The 18,945-nt window shown below is 45.1% G+C and carries 10 protein-coding genes; 3 read left to right on the top strand and 7 right to left on the bottom strand.

The features are described from left to right. Positions 1-35: 35 nt before the first annotated feature. From PPO43_RS00745 to proC, 6 genes are all read right to left on the bottom strand, one after another. Complete coding sequence (locus PPO43_RS00745; protein WP_272619876.1) at positions 36-1,538, bottom strand: TrkH family potassium uptake protein; 1,503 nt, start codon at positions 1,536-1,538, stop codon at positions 36-38. A 9-nt stretch (positions 1,539-1,547) separates the two neighbouring features. Continuing rightward, positions 1,548-2,891: a Trk system potassium transporter TrkA gene (trkA, locus tag PPO43_RS00740; protein ID WP_272619875.1), complete on the bottom strand. Its 1,344-nt coding sequence runs from the start codon at positions 2,889-2,891 to the stop codon at positions 1,548-1,550. 332 nt (positions 2,892-3,223) lie between these two features. Further along, complete coding sequence (locus PPO43_RS00735) at positions 3,224-4,282, bottom strand: class I fructose-bisphosphate aldolase (protein WP_272619874.1); 1,059 nt, start codon at positions 4,280-4,282, stop codon at positions 3,224-3,226. A gap of 82 nt (positions 4,283-4,364) precedes the next feature. Next, a complete protein-coding gene (locus tag PPO43_RS00730; RefSeq protein ID WP_272619873.1) occupies positions 4,365-4,865 on the bottom strand; it encodes a hypothetical protein in 501 nt (166 codons plus the stop codon). 267 nt (positions 4,866-5,132) lie between these two features. Then, a complete protein-coding gene (gene nhaD / locus PPO43_RS00725; RefSeq protein WP_272619872.1) occupies positions 5,133-6,527 on the bottom strand; it encodes a sodium:proton antiporter NhaD in 1,395 nt (464 codons plus the stop codon). 198 nt (positions 6,528-6,725) lie between these two features. After that, complete coding sequence (gene proC, locus PPO43_RS00720; RefSeq protein ID WP_272619871.1) at positions 6,726-7,514, bottom strand: pyrroline-5-carboxylate reductase; 789 nt, start codon at positions 7,512-7,514, stop codon at positions 6,726-6,728. A 473-nt stretch (positions 7,515-7,987) separates the two neighbouring features. On the opposite strand from proC, the gene PPO43_RS00715 reads away from it, so the two are divergent. The 3 genes from PPO43_RS00715 to PPO43_RS00705 all read left to right on the top strand — a co-directional run bounded on the left by PPO43_RS00715 (position 7,988) and on the right by PPO43_RS00705 (position 12,908). After that, complete coding sequence (locus PPO43_RS00715) at positions 7,988-9,130, top strand: acyl-CoA dehydrogenase family protein (RefSeq protein WP_442985467.1); 1,143 nt, start codon at positions 7,988-7,990, stop codon at positions 9,128-9,130. A gap of 270 nt (positions 9,131-9,400) precedes the next feature. Then, the gene (locus tag PPO43_RS00710; RefSeq protein ID WP_272619869.1) at positions 9,401-11,539 is read left to right on the top strand and encodes a carboxypeptidase-like regulatory domain-containing protein; all 2,139 of its coding nucleotides are present in this window, start codon (positions 9,401-9,403) and stop codon (positions 11,537-11,539) included. A 394-nt stretch (positions 11,540-11,933) separates the two neighbouring features. Then, positions 11,934-12,908, top strand: a complete 975-nt coding sequence (locus tag PPO43_RS00705) for a tetratricopeptide repeat protein (RefSeq protein WP_272619868.1) — start codon at positions 11,934-11,936, stop codon at positions 12,906-12,908. Positions 12,909-13,319: 411 nt separating this feature from the next. On the opposite strand, the gene PPO43_RS00700 is transcribed toward PPO43_RS00705, so the two are convergent. Next, positions 13,320-18,938, bottom strand: a complete 5,619-nt coding sequence (locus PPO43_RS00700) for a PKD domain-containing protein (protein ID WP_272619867.1) — start codon at positions 18,936-18,938, stop codon at positions 13,320-13,322. Positions 18,939-18,945 lie beyond the last annotated feature (7 nt).

The following is an 18,945-nucleotide window of genomic DNA, read 5'->3' as shown; positions in this document are numbered from 1 at the left end:
GCTGCTCTTTTAATGATGGAATCAATAGTAACGATCTAGTATTTTTTCCAGAAGAAGGGCGTGAGTACAATGAGCACCGTAAAGAGCTCTAGTCGGCCAAGTAGCATCAAGAAAGAGAGGAAAAACTTTTGTCCTTGATTGAAAAAGGCAAAATTGGAAACAGGATTAACCTGTCCCAAGCCAGGCCCTACATTACCCAAAGAGGTAGCGACCGATCCCAAAACGGTTTCAAAATCGAAGCCCCAAGCGGCCATAATGAGGCAGCCAAAGCAATAGAGGGCCATATAAATGAGGAAAAAGGCCAGTACATTATAGGCGATTTTTCCCTCTACGGCCTTTTTGTTATAGCGCAAAGGCAAGATGGCATTGGGATGAAGTTGACGTTTAAATTCTAAAATACCGTTCTTCAGGATAAGGATATGCCGAACAATTTTCACTCCTCCAGAGGTAGAACCTGCAGAGGCCCCCATAAACATCATGAGGAAGAAAACGACCTTGAGAAATGGCCCCCAAGCTGTGAAATCCTCGGTCACAAAGCCCGTAGTGGTAATAACGGCAATCACTTGGAAGAGCGCATCTCTAAAGGCTTCCTCTAAAGAGACATTTAGCTTTTGAGGGTCGTAATGAAAGACGAGAGCAGTGGCAATAGCGGTAATAATAAGGACGGAGAATAGATAGGCTCTAAACTCTTCATTGCGCCAAATGCGATGTAACTGTCCCTTGAGTCCCCAATAGGTTAGGGAGAAATTCATCCCCGACAAAAACATGAAGACAATCACAACATAATGCACGGCAGGCCCATAGGCGGCCAAACTGGCATTTTGCGTAGAAAATCCCCCTGTAGATACGGTGGCAAAAGCATGATTAACGGCATGATAGAGGTCTAGGCCACAGAAAAGTAACAAAATGGTTTCAACAACAGTCAACATGACGTAAATGACCCAAAGCCGCTTGGCGGTTTCCGTAATTCGAGGGTGCAATTTATCGGCAGTGGGGCCAGGGGCCTCGGCCACAAAAAGCTGCATCCCGCCAATTCCCAAAAGGGGCAAAATGGCAATAGTGAGTACGATAATTCCCATTCCCCCAATCCAGTGGGTTAGTGATCGCCAGAAGAGAATAGATCGGGGCATAGCCTCAATATCATTGATAACCGAAGCCCCTGTAGTGGTGAATCCAGAGACTGATTCAAAAAGGGCGCAGGCAAAATCGGGAAATTCTTGTCCCCCAAAGAGATAATAGGGGAGGGCGCCCACTACTGACATCAGGAGCCAACCTAAGCTTACAATTAAATAACCATCTCTTTTGCTCAAGTTGCCAGAATGCTTGCGGGTGCCTAGCCAACTGCCAAACCCCAAAAGAATTGAGCCCAAACCGGGAATTAGAAACTCCCAAAAACCAGCCATATCCATCATCCCGCCGCCTTCGGCTTGGTAGATTAGGGCTATTGGTAAACAAGCTAACATAAAAAGGCCATTAAAAAAGAGCATACTGCCCATTACATTCATAATGACCTTGAGGTGAAATCTACTTTTAGGCATTTTAGGGGGCTATTTAAAGAAACGTTCTACTTTACGAATGGCATCGGGAAGGGTGAAGACCACTACGCGGTCGCCCTCTTCAATTTTAAAATCTCCAAGTGGGGTGTAGCTTTGGCTACCACGAAGTACCCCACCAATAATGGCCCCTTCAGGGAAACCTAATTTGCGGATAGGGAAGCGGGTGATTTTGGATTTGGCTTTGACCTCAAATTCCAAAATTTCGGCCTGTACCCCATGCAAGTTCCCGATGGTTAATACCTCACCTTTGCGGACAAACTTAAAGATATTGGAAGCCGCCAAAAGCTTTTTATTGATTAGCGTATCAATACCAATATTCTGAGAAAGGTGGATGTAATCCATATTTTCAACCAGCGCAATGGTCTGGCGAACGCCTAAAGACTTAGCCACCAAACAAGACATAATGTTCGTTTCTGAATTGCCCGTTACGGCAATAAAAGCATCCATCTCATCAATGTTCTCTTCTTTGAGCAGATCCACTTGACGAGCATCACCATGAATTACAAGGGTTTCAGGCAAACGCTCGGCGAAATTATAGCATTTGTCTCGATTGAGCTCTACCAACTTTACATTATACTTATGACTGAGTAGCTTGGCCGATTGCTGTCCAATCAAACTCCCCCCTACAATCATGATATTGCGAATATTTACCTCAGGTTTGCCCGTGAATTTCATGAGGTCGGGCAAATCCTTGGCACAGGAAACAAAATAGGCAAAATCATTTTGCTTAAAAACCGAGTTTCCTCTAGGAATCAGCGTTTTATAGCCTCTTCTGATGGCTACGGGCATGAGCTTTTTGCCATGAGCCGCAGCCGCTTCCACTACGCTTTTATTCAAAATAGGGGCGTCTTCTTCTACCAAATGCACCCCTACGACCTTCAGTTGACCATCACCAAAATCAATTGAATCAGTTACGCCAGATTGCTCCAAAAGGCGCTCAATTTCATGGGTCACCAAAGCCGCTGGTGAAATCAATTCATCAATGCCCAAATCTAATAAAGAAAAATCGCCTTCTCCGCAGGAGAGATATTCAGAGTTAGATACCCGAACAATACTATGCCGAGCTCCCAATTTTTTACCAATCAAACCAATTGTGATGTTGGTCGTCTCAGAAGCTGTGGCGGCAATGAGCATATCTGTGCGCTCAATTTTAGCCTGCCGCAGCGCCTTGGTCGAGGCCGCATTAGCATTGAGGGTGAGGACATCCAAACGGTTCTCGATATAGGCTAATCGATCTTTGTTGGTGTCTATAAGCGTAATATCTTGCTGCTCATCGGCAAGCAGACGAGCCAAGTGGAAACCCACTTCTCCAGCTCCAGCAATAATGATTTTCATTTGTAGATAACTTTTATTCTACCGCAAAAGTACAAGGAAGTTTTATAAAATGTTAAGCTTATTATAACTATTTAAAGTTGGGGGCTGTTTTGGGGCCTCAGCTGCGGCTTCGCCTTGCTGCGCTACGCTTTGGGGCTCGCTGCTCGCTCGGCCCTTCGTTTTTTAGCTGCGCTCAAAAACTCGGTCTGGCCTTCGGCCACTGCTGCACATCGCTAGGCCAGTCGCTGCGCTCCTTTACAGCGGCTTTGCCGCCTTTATGGACCAAAAGTCTGTTCTGCAAACAGAAAAAAGCCAGCCCTTTGGGGGCTGGCTTTTTATTTAGACCATGGGCCTTAGGCTAGGTCAATCTCATTACAAGCATATACATCTTGAACGGCAGAAATAATTTCTACTCCTTCATTCATAGGTTTCTGGAAGGCTTTGCGCCCCAAAATAAGGCCCAAACCACCAGCGCGTTTGTTAATTACTGCTGTTTCTACAGCATCTTGCAGGTCATTTCCACCAGAAGCTCCACCCGAGTTGAGCAAACCTACACGGCCCATGTAGCAGTTAGCTACTTGGTAACGACAAAGGTCGATAGGGTGCTCGCTGCTGAGGTCCGAGTACATTTTAGGATGTGTCTTTCCAAACCCTACTGCGCTAAAGCCGCCATTGTTTTCGGGCAACTTTTGCTTAATAATATCGGCTTGGATCGTTACGCCCAAATGGTTGGCTTGGCCTGTAAGGTCCGCAGCTACATGATAATCCTTATCCTTTTTGAAGGCAGAATTGCGGGTGTAGCACCAAAGAATGGTCGCCATACCGAGTTCATGAGCATATTCAAAGGCCTCTGCTACTTCAATAAGTTGGCGATTAGAATTTTCAGAGCCAAAATAGATGGTTGCGCCTACGGCTACAGCGCCCATATCCCAAGCATTTTTGATTGAGCCAAACATGATTTGGTCATATTTGTTGGGGTAGGTCATCAATTCATTGTGGTTAATTTTAACCACGAAAGGAATTTTGTGGGCATATTTTCTGGCCACAGTACCCAAAACGCCATAAGTAGTGGCTACGGCGCTACATTCTGCCTCAATAGCCAATTTGATGATATTTTCAGGATCGAAGTAGATGGGGTTGGGGGCAAAAGAAGCACCCGCAGTATGCTCAATTCCCTGGTCTACAGGAAGGATAGAGAGAAAACCCGTGCCTCCTAGGCGACCGTGATTGTGTAGGCTCCCTAGACTGCGGAGCGTTTGTATATTTCTGTTGCTCTGGCTCCAAACCTCATCAATGAAGTTGGGACGGGGAGCGTGAATCGTAGATTTTGGAAAAGTCGATGATTGGTGTTCGAGCAGATAGGCTGCTTTCTCGGCGCCTAAGCGCTCTACAATTTGGTCCAACAAAGCCATGTAGTTTCAATTTTTTGGCGGATAAAAAGCGTTTGCGCCCCAAAATACAAAGAACGGTTAAATTTAAAAGCTAAGCGCTTGTTTATTTATTGCTGGCTAGAGAATCGGGATGGACCAATAAAACGCGGTTGCTGTCTAACTTAGTAGAGTCTACTGTGGCTTTCATATTTTGGCTTGTAATTCCAGAATAATGAGTGAGGTACCATTTATTTTGGACCTCATTGTGTTGGTAGCGCAGCTTAATGACAAAGGCCTTGTGGCTAATGATATACTCTTCCATTAAATCATTGGCTCGGGGGGCAAATTGTCGTTCGACTCCTTCTTGGCCTTCGATAGGGCGGAGCAGGGTCCAGTCCTTTTCTTCAATGAGTTTGGGCAGGCCATTGGCCATTTGAGGACCAGTAACGGGGAAGTCAATTCGGGCCAATTGAAAATCAATTTCATGAAAAAACTTATGATGAAAGCTAAGAAAATCTTCTCGGCCATTTTCGTCTAAGGGAAGGCCGTCTTCAGTTTTTTTGGGGCCACAAGAGAGGAGCAATAGGCTGGCAAAAAGTAGGAGCATTAAGTTAGGCGTGTTCATATTTTTTCTTTTTGTTCGAAACGCAAATGTAGGAAATAGATACAAATTTTCTTTTGATGACTTTCTTTTTTGAGCTTGGAATGCCATGGCCTAGCGATGTGTAGCAGTGGCCCGCAGGGCCAGACCGAGGCGCTTTAAGCGCCGAAGGGCCGAGCGAATAGCGAGCTGCGGAACGTAGCGCCGACGAGCGCAGCGAGGCGGAGGCCCCAAAAAAAACGCCTACTCCTTATAGAAGGAATAGGCATTTTATAGAAAGTATAGGCTAGATTAGTGTCCACCACCAGTAGCAGGAACAGCATGACTAGCTGTATCAATAAGGTAAGGCTCAACGATAGGGTGGATGAGCAAGAAAACGATCGCTCCAGCAAAGAAGCCGACTAGGGCCAGCCAAGCGATTTTTTTCATGTACCACATAAAGTCGATTTTCTCCATGCCCATAGCGGCCACACCTGCGGCAGAACCGATGATGAGCATAGATCCACCAGTACCAGCAGAATAAGCCAAGAAGTGCCATAGTTTATGGTCCATAACATACTCTTGAGTAGAGTACATCCCCATAGCGGCAGCCACCAAGGGCACGTTATCGATAAGGGCAGAACCCAGACCGAGGATCGCAACAACGAGGTCGAGACCAACTACACCGGGTAGATATTGTTTATCAGAAGGGAAGACGCCGTTCATGGCTTCGGCCAAGTCTTTAAGTACATTGAGTGACTCTAGAGAGGCCACTGCCATCAAGATACCGAGGAAGAAAAGGATACTAGACATCTCGATACGAGAGAGGGCGTGGTGAGCAGAATATTTCTGTTTATCTTCAAATTCTTCATCGGGGTGAAGGTATTCTGAGATCAACCAAACAACACCCAAAGAAAGCATCATGCCTACATAAGGAGGAAGGTGGGTTACTGTTTTGAAGATAGGCACGAAAACTAGACCGGCTAGACCTGCAATAAGCATAGTGTCTGCGCCTTTGATTTTTGGGTTTTTCTCTCCAGCGTGATTGTCAGAAGTATCGGCTGGGGTGATATTCCCTTTCATGTAAGGCATAGCGGCCATAACGGCTGTAGGAATAACTGCACAGACAATAGAAGGGAGCAAAAGGGCCATGACCAAACCAGAAACCGAGATGCGGTTACCAATCCAGAGCATAGTGGTTGTTACATCTCCAATTGGAGACCAGGCACCACCTGCATTAGCGGCAATAACGCCCAAACTGATGAAATAAATACGCTCTTCTTTTACGGGCACCAATTTGCGAAGCAAAGACACCACTACAATTGTACAAGCGAGGTTATCTAGGGTTGCAGAAAGGAAAAAGGCCAAAGGCATGACCATCCAAAGCATAGTCGATTTTTTGGTCGTTTTGATGCGGTCGGTAATAGCGCCAAAACCACCATGTAAGTCAATCAGCTCTACAATCGTCATGGCGCCAATAAGGAAGATGAGGATTTCGGCAGTTTTTCCAATATGGTGAAGCAGAATATTGTCTAATACTGCCTCATGTCCATGATGATCAAAAACAGGGAGATGGCCCAAAGAAACGAAAGCCCAACAGAGGGCTGCCATAATTAGGGCGGGAACGGTTTTATCCAGTTTGAGCGGATGCTCAAACACAATGGCTATATAGCCAATGATAAAACTCAGGATAACAGAAAAGAGCATAATTTAATTATTAGGAATAAGTAAGTGAAAATGCATTCGTACCCGCTAAAAATAGTGATTTTGATTTGATTGGGGCATTGGGGGCCAAGTTTTTTTTGGCAATATAATTAGCAGGTCTTGCAAGCTTTTGTTTGTCAGTTATTTAGAGTAATTCTAAGCTGCTCGACCATTTTTTAGCGGACAAATTGTGATGTAGGATTACTTTTTTTCAATCGCTTCAAAGGAGGCCAAAATCCCTTTAATCAGGGCTGAGCTAAAACCAGAGTGTTCCATCTCATTAAGGCCGACGATCGTACAACCTCTAGGCGTAGTCACCTTATCAATTTCTTCTTCAGGGTGTTTGCCGCCCTGCAAAAGGAGTTCGGCAGCCCCCTTGGTGGTTTGGGTCACAATTTTTTTGGCCGTTTGGGCATCAAAACCCAGTTGGATGCCGCCTTGAACCATTGCGCGAATAAAGCGAAGGACATAAGCAACGCCACAGGCCCCCAAAATGGTGGCAGCTTCCATGAGTTCTTCCTGAATCCAGATCGCTTCCCCCACCGCCTCAAAAATATGGCCCACGGCTTTTTGTTGTTGTAGGCTGCAATTTTTTTGTGCCAAGCAGCTGAGCGATTCACTCACATCGGCAGCGGTATTGGGCATAGCGCGAACCAAAGGTTGCTCTTCAGGTAGATGTTGGCCTAGACTATCTAAACTAAGACCTGTTGCCAAAGAAACAACAATCTGTTGCGGCCCAATTTTAGGCGCAATTTCCGCCAAAACCTTAGGCATAACATAGGGCTTGAGGCCCAAAATAATAATGTCGGCTCCCTGAATGGCCTCCAAATTATCTGAAAAAGTTTGTACACCCAGTTCAGATAAAGGCTGTAGTGCCCAAAGAGATCGGCGGCTAGCCCGAATATGTTGGGGCGCTTGCCCACTAGCCAATAGTCCCTTAATAATAGCTGTGCCCAAATTGCCACAACCCACTAAAGCAATAGTTTGCATAGAAAAAAATTAAAAGCAGTGCTGATTAACTTAAAAAAGTAGATAATTTTCTTTTGGGGCCTCCTGCCTGCGGCAGGCGCTACGTTTCGGGGATCGCTATTACTTGCTTCGCTGCGTCGGCTCCCGTTGGTCAGGTCGCTCGGTCCTTCAGCGCTAAAGCGCTTCGGTCTGGCCTGCGGCCCCCCTACACATCGCTAGGCCAAATGGAAATCCTATACTTTGGCCCTGCAGAGCGCAAAATTATACTTCCTGTTTTACTTAAACACTTATATGAAAAATGCTAAAGTTATCCGAAGCTAGTTAAATTATGTTAAGGCTTCGCATAAAAAGCCGAAAAACCAAAAATCAATTTTTTTATTGTAAATTGCCAAAACGGACATTTCTCGGAGAGCCGCGGCTTTCCTTAAACTATTGGACCAAAAGGAAAACCCAAAATTGGTCCCCAAAATCTCTTTATTTAATTTATGGATTACATGAACAGCTCAGCCAATGAGGCTTTGGCTCTTATTCAGGAGTCTGCCCGCAACTTTGCCGAAAAACACATTCGCCCCGAAATGATGGATTGGGATGAACGCCAGTATTTTCCCAAAGACCTTTTCCAAAAAATGGGGGAACAAGGATTTATGGGCGTTTTGGTCCCCGAAGAATATGGAGGAACGGGCCTAGGCTACCAAGAATATATCACGGTTATCGAAGAAGTCGCTCAAGTGTGTAGCTCAATCGGCTTATCTCTAGCCGCTCACAACTCATTAGGCACTAACCACATTTTGATGTTTGGCAATGAGGAGCAAAAGAAAAAATATTTGCCTAAATTGGCTAGCGGAGAACATGTTGCTTTTTGGGGCTTAACAGAAGCCAATACCGGTTCTGATGCTATGCGCATGCAGTGTACAGCCGAAAAAGATGGCGACTATTATATTATTAATGGTACCAAGAACTGGATTACACACGGCATTAGTGGTGATGTTGGAGTGGTCTTAGTCCGCACAGGCGACCTACTCGATAGCCACGGAATTAGCGCCTTTGTTATTGAGCGTAATATGGAAGGCTTTTCTGCTGGTAAAAAGGAAAATAAATTAGGTATGCGTGCCTCTGAAACCGCCGAATTGGTGTTCGAAAATTGCCGCGTACACAAAAGCCAGTTGTTGGGCAAAGAAGGAGAAGGCTTTATTCAAGCAATGAAGATTCTAGACGGTGGCCGAATTTCTATTGCTGCCCTTTCTCTAGGTATCGCCAAAGGAGCCTATAAAGCGGCCCTCAAATACTCTAAAGAAAGAGAACAGTTTGGCAAAGCCATCTCTAAGTTCCAAGCAATTGCTTTCAAACTTGCTGATATGGCCACCGAAATTGAAGCCGCTGAATTACTTACCCGCAAGGCTGGTTACCTCAAAGATAATCACCTTCCCGTAACCAAAATCTCTGCTATGGCTAAATATATGGCCTCCGAGGTTTGCGTAAAAGTAGCTACGGATAGCATTCAGGTACATGGTGGTTATGGTTATACGAAAGACTTCCCCGTAGAGAAGTTTTTCCGCGACTCAAAACTTTGTACGATCGGAGAAGGAACTTCTGAAATCCAAAAATTAGTCATTTCTCGCTCTTTGCTAAAAGACTAATGGCTGTTTAAAATAAGTTTTGCACTAGTTGTTTTGGGGTGTTACTCCCTACAGTCGTCGAACTGCGGCTTGCAGCCTTGCTGTCTGCTTACCGCAGGCACTAGGGCGGCTGGCGCTATGTAGTACGCCAAAAATAGATTAGAAAGTATAAAGCAATCACTAAGTCTGTTGCTGGAAGGAGACCGATATATCGGTCTCCTTTTTTATTGTAAATCCTGACAACTTCTTCTAAATTTGTGATTTATCCCAAAAGAAAAAGTTCCTCTATTCATGCTTCGCCTCCCCATTCTCCAACTGCTGTTTTTTTTGGTACTCCTCTTTTTTTCTTTTCCTCTTTGGGGACAAGACAGTTTAAGTGGCTTTGTCTTAGATGCAGAAAGCAAATCTCCTCTTGCTGCTGTTAGAGTTGAAGTACTTCAACTTTATCCCCGCCGTTTTGTGCACAGCCAGGCCAACGGCTATTTTCAGTTGAGCAACTTAGGGGCTCCACCTTATCGCCTTTATTTATCGATAAAAGACTATTATCCTCAAGAAGTATTTATTCGTAAGCTAGACAGTCTGCCCCTAGAAGTATTTTTGATCCCTTTGCCAGCCGAAAATGATAGCACTTTAGCCCCTAATCGGATAGAAAAATGGAATTTTGAGCTGCAGCCAAATGACCAACATAGAGATATACATTATGTCCAACCGCCTTTGACTAAAGAGGGCATCTCTCCACGCTTTTGGTCTAAAGGAAATTTGGCTCAAGCTCCTTTTTGGGATTGGGAAGATTTATCTTCTTTACAACTATCACCTATAGGCCTTTCTTCCATCTTTATTGGACAAAGCTTGGAGGGCCAAAATCGTTTGTCTGCTTTATTATGGCGTTATCCTCAAAATTATTGGGGAAAAGAGGAGGCCATTTGGGCAGATAGCCGCTTATCTCAAGCAACACATTTAGCAGGGCAGTTTTCTAGCTTTTTACCTCAATTACCCCAAAAAAAAGCATTAAATGCACAAATTCAAGCTTTTATGGGGCCTGCTATAAGCTGGGAGCAGCCATTGAGTGAAAAATATGGTTTGCGCCTTTGGGCAATGAGTCCCTTTTGGCAATCTGGACAGTTGAGTTTGCAGTTGGGGCAGCTGCCGGGGCAGCTTCACCCACATCAATTGTATATAGAAGCCAGTTATTTAGATAGAGGCACTGAAAAAGAAGATCGACAAAGTTTGTTTTTTGAGCAGGACTATCTGGCCTTAAATCAAGGAGAAAAGCAAAGGGCATATCATTTGGGCATTTTAGCTGAACGAAAAAAATATACTCTTTCGGTCCAACAAAATGGATATGAAATAGAAAGAGGACAAGAAGATATGAGCTTGGGCCTACAAGCAAACATAGAACAAAAATGGTCCAAATATCATAGTCTGACCTTGAGTCAGCATCTTCGATTTTGGCAAAAAAGTTATGAACTTGCAGAGCAAACGCCTTTGGGCCAAGATAGCTTGAACCACAGTTTCTCTTCCTTACTTTATCATCCTACGGCCAGCTACTTAGCTCGCCCTGCTCAAAATTTAAAGATTAAGTTGGGCAGTCAATGGTATTTAGAAAAAAATCAGTTTCTCAAACGGCCACTTTTTCAGTTGGCCATACATTTTGAGCCCATACCCTTGCATTGGTTTTCTTTTTCGGTAGAGGAGCGGCAGCAGTTGGCGGCAACTTATTCCCAGCTTTTTGAGCAAGGGCCAAGTAGTTATGCCAGACAAGCCATGCTGGCCTATAATTATGCTTGGAAAAGTTCGGGTCGTTTGCGGCTTTATTATTTACAGTTGTCAATGGCCCAATTGCCCCAATTAGAAAAAGCCGTTCGAGCCACTTTAACAACCAATAGCTTATTACTTTTGGCCCAACAAGGAGAATTACAATTTAATGGCCGATCAGAACTAGCCGCTTTGGGCATAGAGCTTAGTGGAAACTATTTGGAGAATTGGCAGCTCAAAGGGCAGTTCCGATATATTCAGGGGTATTATACTGATACTTATAGTCGCCATTGGCCTTTATTACAAACAGGGCGATTTATGTTTCGGGCCTATTTAGATTATCAATATAACTGGGGAAGTAATTGGACCCTTCAGGCTAGCTTAAGGCCACAAATTGGACAAAATAGTCCTCGTTTAAATCAACAGGCTCTCTTAGATAAATGGGTGATTTATGATTGGTCAGAAGGACCAGAAGCTAATCAAAGTTGGTATGCTCAGTTGTCTTTACTCTTAAAAGTAGATTATAATTTATTCCACCATCGCCACAGTTTTTTCTTAGGGTTCTACCGCTGGGGAAATCAGTCTTCACAGTATACAGCGCATCAGTTCTTGCAAGCTCAGGGGCCTTACCTAGAACTAGGATACAAGTTTAGTTTTCAGCCCTTAAGGCCTTAGTTTTTATAGTGAATGTAACTAAGCTATACTAGTTGTAAAAAAAGAAAGATGTACTAAGCTTAAAATTAGAAACTTTATTCCTTAATAAGGAATTAGGGGATCTAAGGATTTTATATGTCTAAATGTATTGTACGCTTAGGGATAAGTATATTGATCTTTAAGTTTGTCTAAATTTAGATGTTGATATTTTAAGTTCGTTAAAAATAATTTAAAATAAAGTTCACAAAATACGACTAACTGACATTATGGTAAATGTAGGGCGAATTTTAGTAGACTAATCACTTTAATAATGTCCTCTTAGAGCTGTGCAGGGGTAGAGGTGAATGCTTACTCTAGGTTTTAATGGAAGAGGCGCAGCAGTTTTATACATATTTATCCAATCAAAAGACCGAAAATGAAAGAGAATAACAAAGATTTACTGCTCAAACTTTTTAGAGCTGATGAGCTCGATGCTTGCCAAGAATTAGCAGAACAACTGATGAAAAAATCACCCAAAACAGCAGCCGCTTATTTCTATTGGACTAAGGTTGAGTTGGAAAAAGAATCACCCGATTATTTAAGTGCAAAGCGTTATTTGCAAGTGGGCTTAAAACAGGAAATAGAAAAGGATTCACTTTATTTTATGTTTGCTCAGTTGATGGAGGAAGAGGGACGCTATGATTTAGCCTTGCACTATTATGGGCAAGCTAAAGATTATGAAGAGGCTCAATTAGCCGAAGCTAAGTTGCTCTTTTTATTAGAAGAAAATATACCCCGAGCTAAATTTCTATTAGAAAATATAGCTAATCCAACTACAGAGGTGCACTATTTCTTAGCGGCTATAGCCGTTCATGAAGCAGAATTTACCCTAGCAATTAAGCTCTTATTACCAATTTGCGAATCTAACTTTAATGAGGATTATTTTGATTTGCTCTGCCGAGCTTATTTAGCAGTAGGTAAAGGCGAAAAAGCACTTCCCTATTTAAAAGTGTTAACTGAAAAGGCTTTCTATGGCGTAGGGTATATGCAACAGTATGCTCAACTTTTACAAGATCTGAAAAAGGATTTGGCTGCTGCAAAAGCTTGGCTGGCTTATCATACTAGTTTGCAAGTGCCACAGCGCAGTGAAGATCAAATTTTATTAGAGAAGGCGCTAGACTTTTATGCCTTAGGTATGCACGAGGGGGCATTATTTTTTTGCGAACAAGCTAATCAATATCAGCTGAGCATTGAGGGCTTGCGAATGCAAACACAACTCTATAAAGCAACTGGAGCCATAGACAAAATGGAAGCTTGTTTACAGCAAATGATCCAAATTTATCCCGAGATGGATATTGCAGCTTTTACAACTGGTATCGAAAGAAGTAATCCAGAAGATTCATTCTCTTAAAGAATGAAGTTTTTAAATCAGCTTTTTAAAATAAAAACTTTATGAAAAATTATTACAAATCGACTGATCCAGATAGGGATACTCCTCCAAATCCTCCCGCAAAATAGTCCCCCCAATAAAATTTATATATGAAGGACTACTAGTCTTTGCTAGTAGTCCTTTTCTTTTTGTTATGAGCCGATGGTTTTAACCTTCGGCTCATTTTTATTGGTCTTGGGGTAGCCTCTCTTGTTGCTAGAGGGTTCAACCTACAGTAAAAAGGCCCGTCGGGCCGTCGGCCTAGGGGCCTGTAAGGGTGCCGCGCAGCGGCAGACCAAGGGCGAAGCCCGCAGGGCCGAGCAGACCTGCGAGCCCTGAAAGGGCCCGGCCGCCGAAGGCGGCAGGCCCCAAAAAAAGTACTTCCCCAAAAAACTAACGAATCAAAGATAGATTGCCTTTGAGGATCTGCCAAGGATCCTCCTCGCTCTGCCCCAAACAACGATAACGCAAATAATAACCATAGACATCCGGCGGCAATTCTTGGTTCCGAAAACGACCATCCCAAGCCTCATCCTGTGATTGCGTGCGGAACACCTGCTCCCCCCAACGATCAAAGACCAATAACTCAAACTCCTGAACGACATTAGAGCGCAAACGAAATAAATCGTTATGCCCATCTCCATTCGGACTAAAACTATTGGGCAAAAAGACATAGGGTGGTCCACAAATATAGCGCTTGGTATACACCCAAATACTATCGGTCGTCTGACAACCCATGGCATCCCAGGCCGATACAATATACAATTGCGCACTATCAGGCCGCGCCAAAGGATCGGCAATGTCTTCAGCCGATAAGCTAGGGTCCGCCTGCCATTGGTAACGATAATCTCCCTGCCCCAAGACCATCAACTGACTTTCTTGGCCCAAAAATACAGTGTCTGGACTAGCCTGTAACACTATGCTAGGCAATTGTCCAGATACCCGCACCCAAGCCGATAAACTATCGCTGCAACCATAAGCATTGCTGAGCAAGACCTGATATTGTTGGTCCTGACTAGGCGACATCTGGACCATAGCCGTTCCCTGCCCAGCCAATAATAAACTATCTGGCGACCAATAATAAGTTAGACTTTGCTGCCCCTCCCGCAAATTGAGGACCTCCAACTGAGCAGGCGCATTGGGACAAGCCAAGGCCGTATCCACTAGCTGCGCTCTAATTTCTCTCTGATAAAGCCAAATACTATCCATCTGCTGACAACCAAAGGCGCTGCTCACTTGAGCATAAACCAATAGACTATCTATGTATAAGCTGTCTTGATAAAGGGAGTCTTGGCCCAAGATAAGAGAAAAGTCAGAATTAGCACTCCAACTAAACTGCTGGGCCAAATCAGAACGAGCCGCTAAGCTAAAGGAAGGTGTACAGAGGTCCTGTTGCCCCAATAACTGTAAGTCGGGAAGCGGATGATGGCCCAAAACGACCCGCCCACTATCTACACAAGTTCCCATAGATTGCCCGGCCAATAAAATAGGCGACTGCGCCCAAAAATGATAGTCTCCCGCCACGACAGTACTAGGATTAGGCAAACTAGCATCATCCAAAGCCATCGCAGGCGACCAATTATAGCTCCAAGCCGTATCAGCCAAAGGATAAAGCTCCGCAACTTCTCCCGAACAAACCCAAATACTGTCTAAGGCCGACTGCCCCGCCAAAGAAAAATGAATGGGCGCCTGATCTTCAGCCACACAATTACCTGGCCCCTGCAAACTAACTTGCAACAGATAGGTCCCACTGCTGTCATAACTTATCTGTCCTACATTAGAACTACTCAATTGCCCATTGCCAAAATCCCACTGCCAAACTAAAGGAGCCAACAAACCACTATCCGCAGATTGAGCCGAATAAGATAGACTCAACTCTTCGCCACAACTATCTAGCAATAATTCCCATTGTAAATCCAAAGGACGATTCAATACCGCCAAGTCAACACTATCTATAGCCTTGCAACCCAAACTGTTTTGCGCCCGAACATAAAACCTCTGCCCCTGATGCAAATTGATGTTTAAGGGATTAGATTGCCCCAAAATCAATTGGAAGTTAGTATCCAAGGCCCAATCATAACGACTACTACTGTCGTTGCTATAGGCCCAAAGCGAAACACTATTCCCACAAATGACCTGATCATCTATGACGTTTAAACGCAAACTATCAGAAAAAATATAGAGACTATCCGTATACTGACAGCCCGTTAAGGGATCGCTAATCAATACGGTATACAATTGATTGCCCGCAGGACTATAATATGGGCTTGGGCTGTTCGGGTCCGATAAACCTACTGCAGGACTCCATTGATAACTCAACTGTTGATTGGCATCGGGCTGTAAAATAAAGCTTGTGCTATCCCCACAAAGCCCCAAACTGTCGGGCAGGGCCAAACCCAAGGCCCGAACGGCCAAACTATCTGCAAATATACCCCCACAGCCATTTTCTAAGGTCACCTCTAGCTGGAAGATATGCGTACTATCCGCAGGACCATAAACAAAGCTAGGATTGGGCCCATTAGCCGACTGCCCTGGCCCAAATCGCCACTCCCAATTGACTATGCTCGCTTGACTGGTATCCGCCGTTAAGTCTTGAAACTGGACCACTATGGAATCTGTGGGACAAGCTGGATAGCTAGCCTGTGCCTGTACCTGGATCGGCGCCGTCTGATAATGCAGTTGGGCCGTATCATAAACTGCACAGCCAAACTGGTCCTGCCCCCGAACATAAAAGGTCAAATTAGAGGGGTTGCTCCCATAGTTGAGCGTAAAACTCGAACTATTGGCCACCAAAATAGAACTGAAGTCGGGCGTTAAGGACCAATCTATATCCGACACATTGTAACTGGCATTGGCCGAAAGCGTAAAACGACTAATGCAAAAGCTAGTATCCTCAACTACCGAAATACTTAAAGGCGCCCCCTGCAAGATAGTCACCGTTTCTGTTCGACTACAAGTATCCCAACTGTTGTAGGCCGTAATTTGTACCTGATAACTATAAGGAAAACTTGGTGGCTGGGCCATAGGATTAAAACTATTAGGATCCGATAAGCCAATAGCTGGGCTCCAACTATAACTTAAGCCCGTCGCATCGCCTCCTGGGTTCAAAGCCAAAGAATCTTCATTAAAACAAAGGGTACGGGTATTGGCCCCAGATAAAGCCGGAATATTCAAATCCAAAATCTCCGAATAACTGCCCGTACAACCATTCGCTAAAGTGATGTCTAAACGAACCAAAACAGGACCCGACCGACTAAAACTAAAGAGGGGATGCTGTTGCCCAGATTGCTGCCCATTCGATGTGGTCCATTGCCAACTGACAATCTCCGCCAAAGAGGTATCACTCAAATCTGTAAACTGTAACTGCAAAGGGAAACTACAGCCCAAACTAGACCAAGCAAATTCCGTATTGGGTGTACTGTTGATCTGCTGAACAATCGCAAAATCCGTCGCCTGACAACCATAGACATCCGTCGCCTGTACATAGTAGGCCCATGGACTGCTAGGCGGATTAAAACTAATCGGGTTGCCCTGTCCCAAGACCGTGAAAAAACTAGGGTCCGAGGACCAAATGTAATTTACAGCCGTTGGACTCTCCGCATTTAAAGTAATTAGGTTCCCACAATATTGTTGGTCCTCTAAACTGACCGTAACCGCAGGCGGAAAGCCTACAAAAACACTGTCCACGGCCGTACAACCATTGGCTGCCGTAATAGTTACCCTATAAGTGGTCGGACTATTCGGACTAGCTATAGGGGAGGGGCTGCTCGCATCCGATAAACTGCCCGCAGGACTCCAACTATAGCTCAAACTACTATCTCCTCCCGCATTTAAAACAACTGAACTCTCCCCCTGACAAATACCAACCGTATCTGGCCCAAACAAAATTGGCAACTGGATCTGATGAAGCGTATCCTGAACAAAACCCTCACAACCCTGCTCAGAAGTGACCCTTAACTGCACCAAATAACTGCCCGATTGCCCATAATTGACCAGAGGATGCTGCTGACTAGACTGCTGCCCATTGCCAAAGTCCCAATCCCAAGCCACTATGGCCCCCTGACTGCTATCTACGGTCTCATCGCTAAACTGTATTTGCATAGGCGGCCCACAATTCGTCATATTATAACTAAAGGCAGCCTGTAAAGGGATATCTTGGCCCTGCAAGATGATGCTGTCCACTACAACACAGCCCCAAGCGTCCTTGGCCTGAATGTAAACGGGAAAAGCAGGCCCAGGGGGCGGCATAATGATCTGAGCAGGATTACTGCTGGACTGTAAAGGTGAAAATGTAGGGGAGTAGGACCAACTAATGTCCGCAGGCACCGAAGTTTGTACCCCCAAGCTGAGCGTATCGGCACAACTGGCCGTATCGCTGACCGCCAGCAACTGTATGGGGGGCGGAATAATCACCCAAACCGTCTTAATTAACTGACAACTATCGCCAGTGCTGTTATTGGCCGTTACCGTTACCTGATAACTGCTGCTGACCGTTGGCCGTACCCAGGGACTAGCCGCCTGAGGATCGGAAAATGCTGCGGCTGGTCCCCACTCATACTGCAAATTGGGGTCTCCACCCTGATTTAATTGTATGCTGTCTTGCCCAGGACAAAGCGGAATGCTATCCGCCATATTGAGCTGGGCCAATCGGATGTCTATGGTATCATATAAGCTGCGCTCGCAACCATTGAGCGCCCTTAAGCTCAACTGAATGGGGTAGCGGCCCGATTGCGTATAAACCGTAGCGGCCAAAGGCGTTTGGGCCGTGTCCCCATTGCCAAAATCCCAAAGCCATTGCCCAATCGTCGAAATACTATCTATACTAAGGTCCGTCACTTGCAACTCAATGCTATCACTACAAGGCCCTAAGGCAAAATCCGCATCTAAAGCAATAGATTCATACTGCAAATAAATCTCCTGCTGGGCCGTGTCCGCACAACTACTAGTCGGATCGGCAATCAAGGTTACCGTATAACGGCCCGTATCAGGGTAAATGAAGACAGGATCATCCAAACTGGAGCTAGACTGCAAACTATCGCCAAAATACCACTGGAATCCACTGCCCAAACTCTGGCTATTGTTCTGAAATTGGACCATTAAATCATTGTCGCACTGAATCTCTGGCGCAAAAAAGGCCGAACTGACCAACTCCCCACAAACACCCACTGCATACTGAAAGTCCCGACGCATGGTCGATATTAACTGCCCATTCCGATACTCCTCCACAGAAACCCCCACTACAAAAACACCCAAAATGGTAGGCGTCCCATCCAACAAACCCGTCTGCGGATCAATCCGAAGAGAGTCTTGGCCCCCCAACATGTTGGTCTCAGAAAAAGCCCCCAACCAACGAACTGGCGTATAAGGAGGATTGTAAGGCGGTTGAGGCATCGGATTGAGCGGCGCAGCCCCATCCAAAGGCGTAGACAAACGATAAACTAAAGAGTCCCCATCCGCATCCGTCGCAGAATGGTCAAAATGTAAGGGCTTATTCGCACAGACGTAAACTGGGGGCCAAGCTCTAAACTCTGGACTGCTGTTGCAGCCCTGCAAGGCCGCCTCCGTAATCAAACAATAATAAGTAGCCCCCGTATTCAAGGGCGCTATGATGTTGACGATGTCCTGATTCCGACAACAGCGCTGATAAACCAATTGATAGCCCCCTGCCCGAAAAGGAAGCTGCACCGTATCCCGATAATAGGTCGTATGAATACAAACATTGGGCGGCACCACCAAACAGGGGTCTTCTAGCTCTGGACTGAGGGTATCATTACTAACGGGCCGAGTCCGTAAATCAAAAAGTAGCTGGTCATTGCTGTCAAACACCCCAATCGAAGCAGGATCATCAAACCAAGGGACCCCCGTATCACAATCCCGAAACACCCTCAGATTGATCTCATAAAGGTCGTTGCCCAAACAACGATATCCCAACTCCCCCCCAACAATATGGGTGGCCTGCAAACTGCTAAAGGCCAAGAACAAAAGAACGACTATGCTGTAAAGTTTTTTCATCTGCTGC

It is taken from the genome of Saprospira sp. CCB-QB6 (assembly GCF_028464065.1).
Taxonomy (GTDB): Bacteria; Bacteroidota; Bacteroidia; order Chitinophagales; family Saprospiraceae; genus Saprospira.
This window is presented reverse-complemented; position numbering and strand designations above follow the sequence as displayed.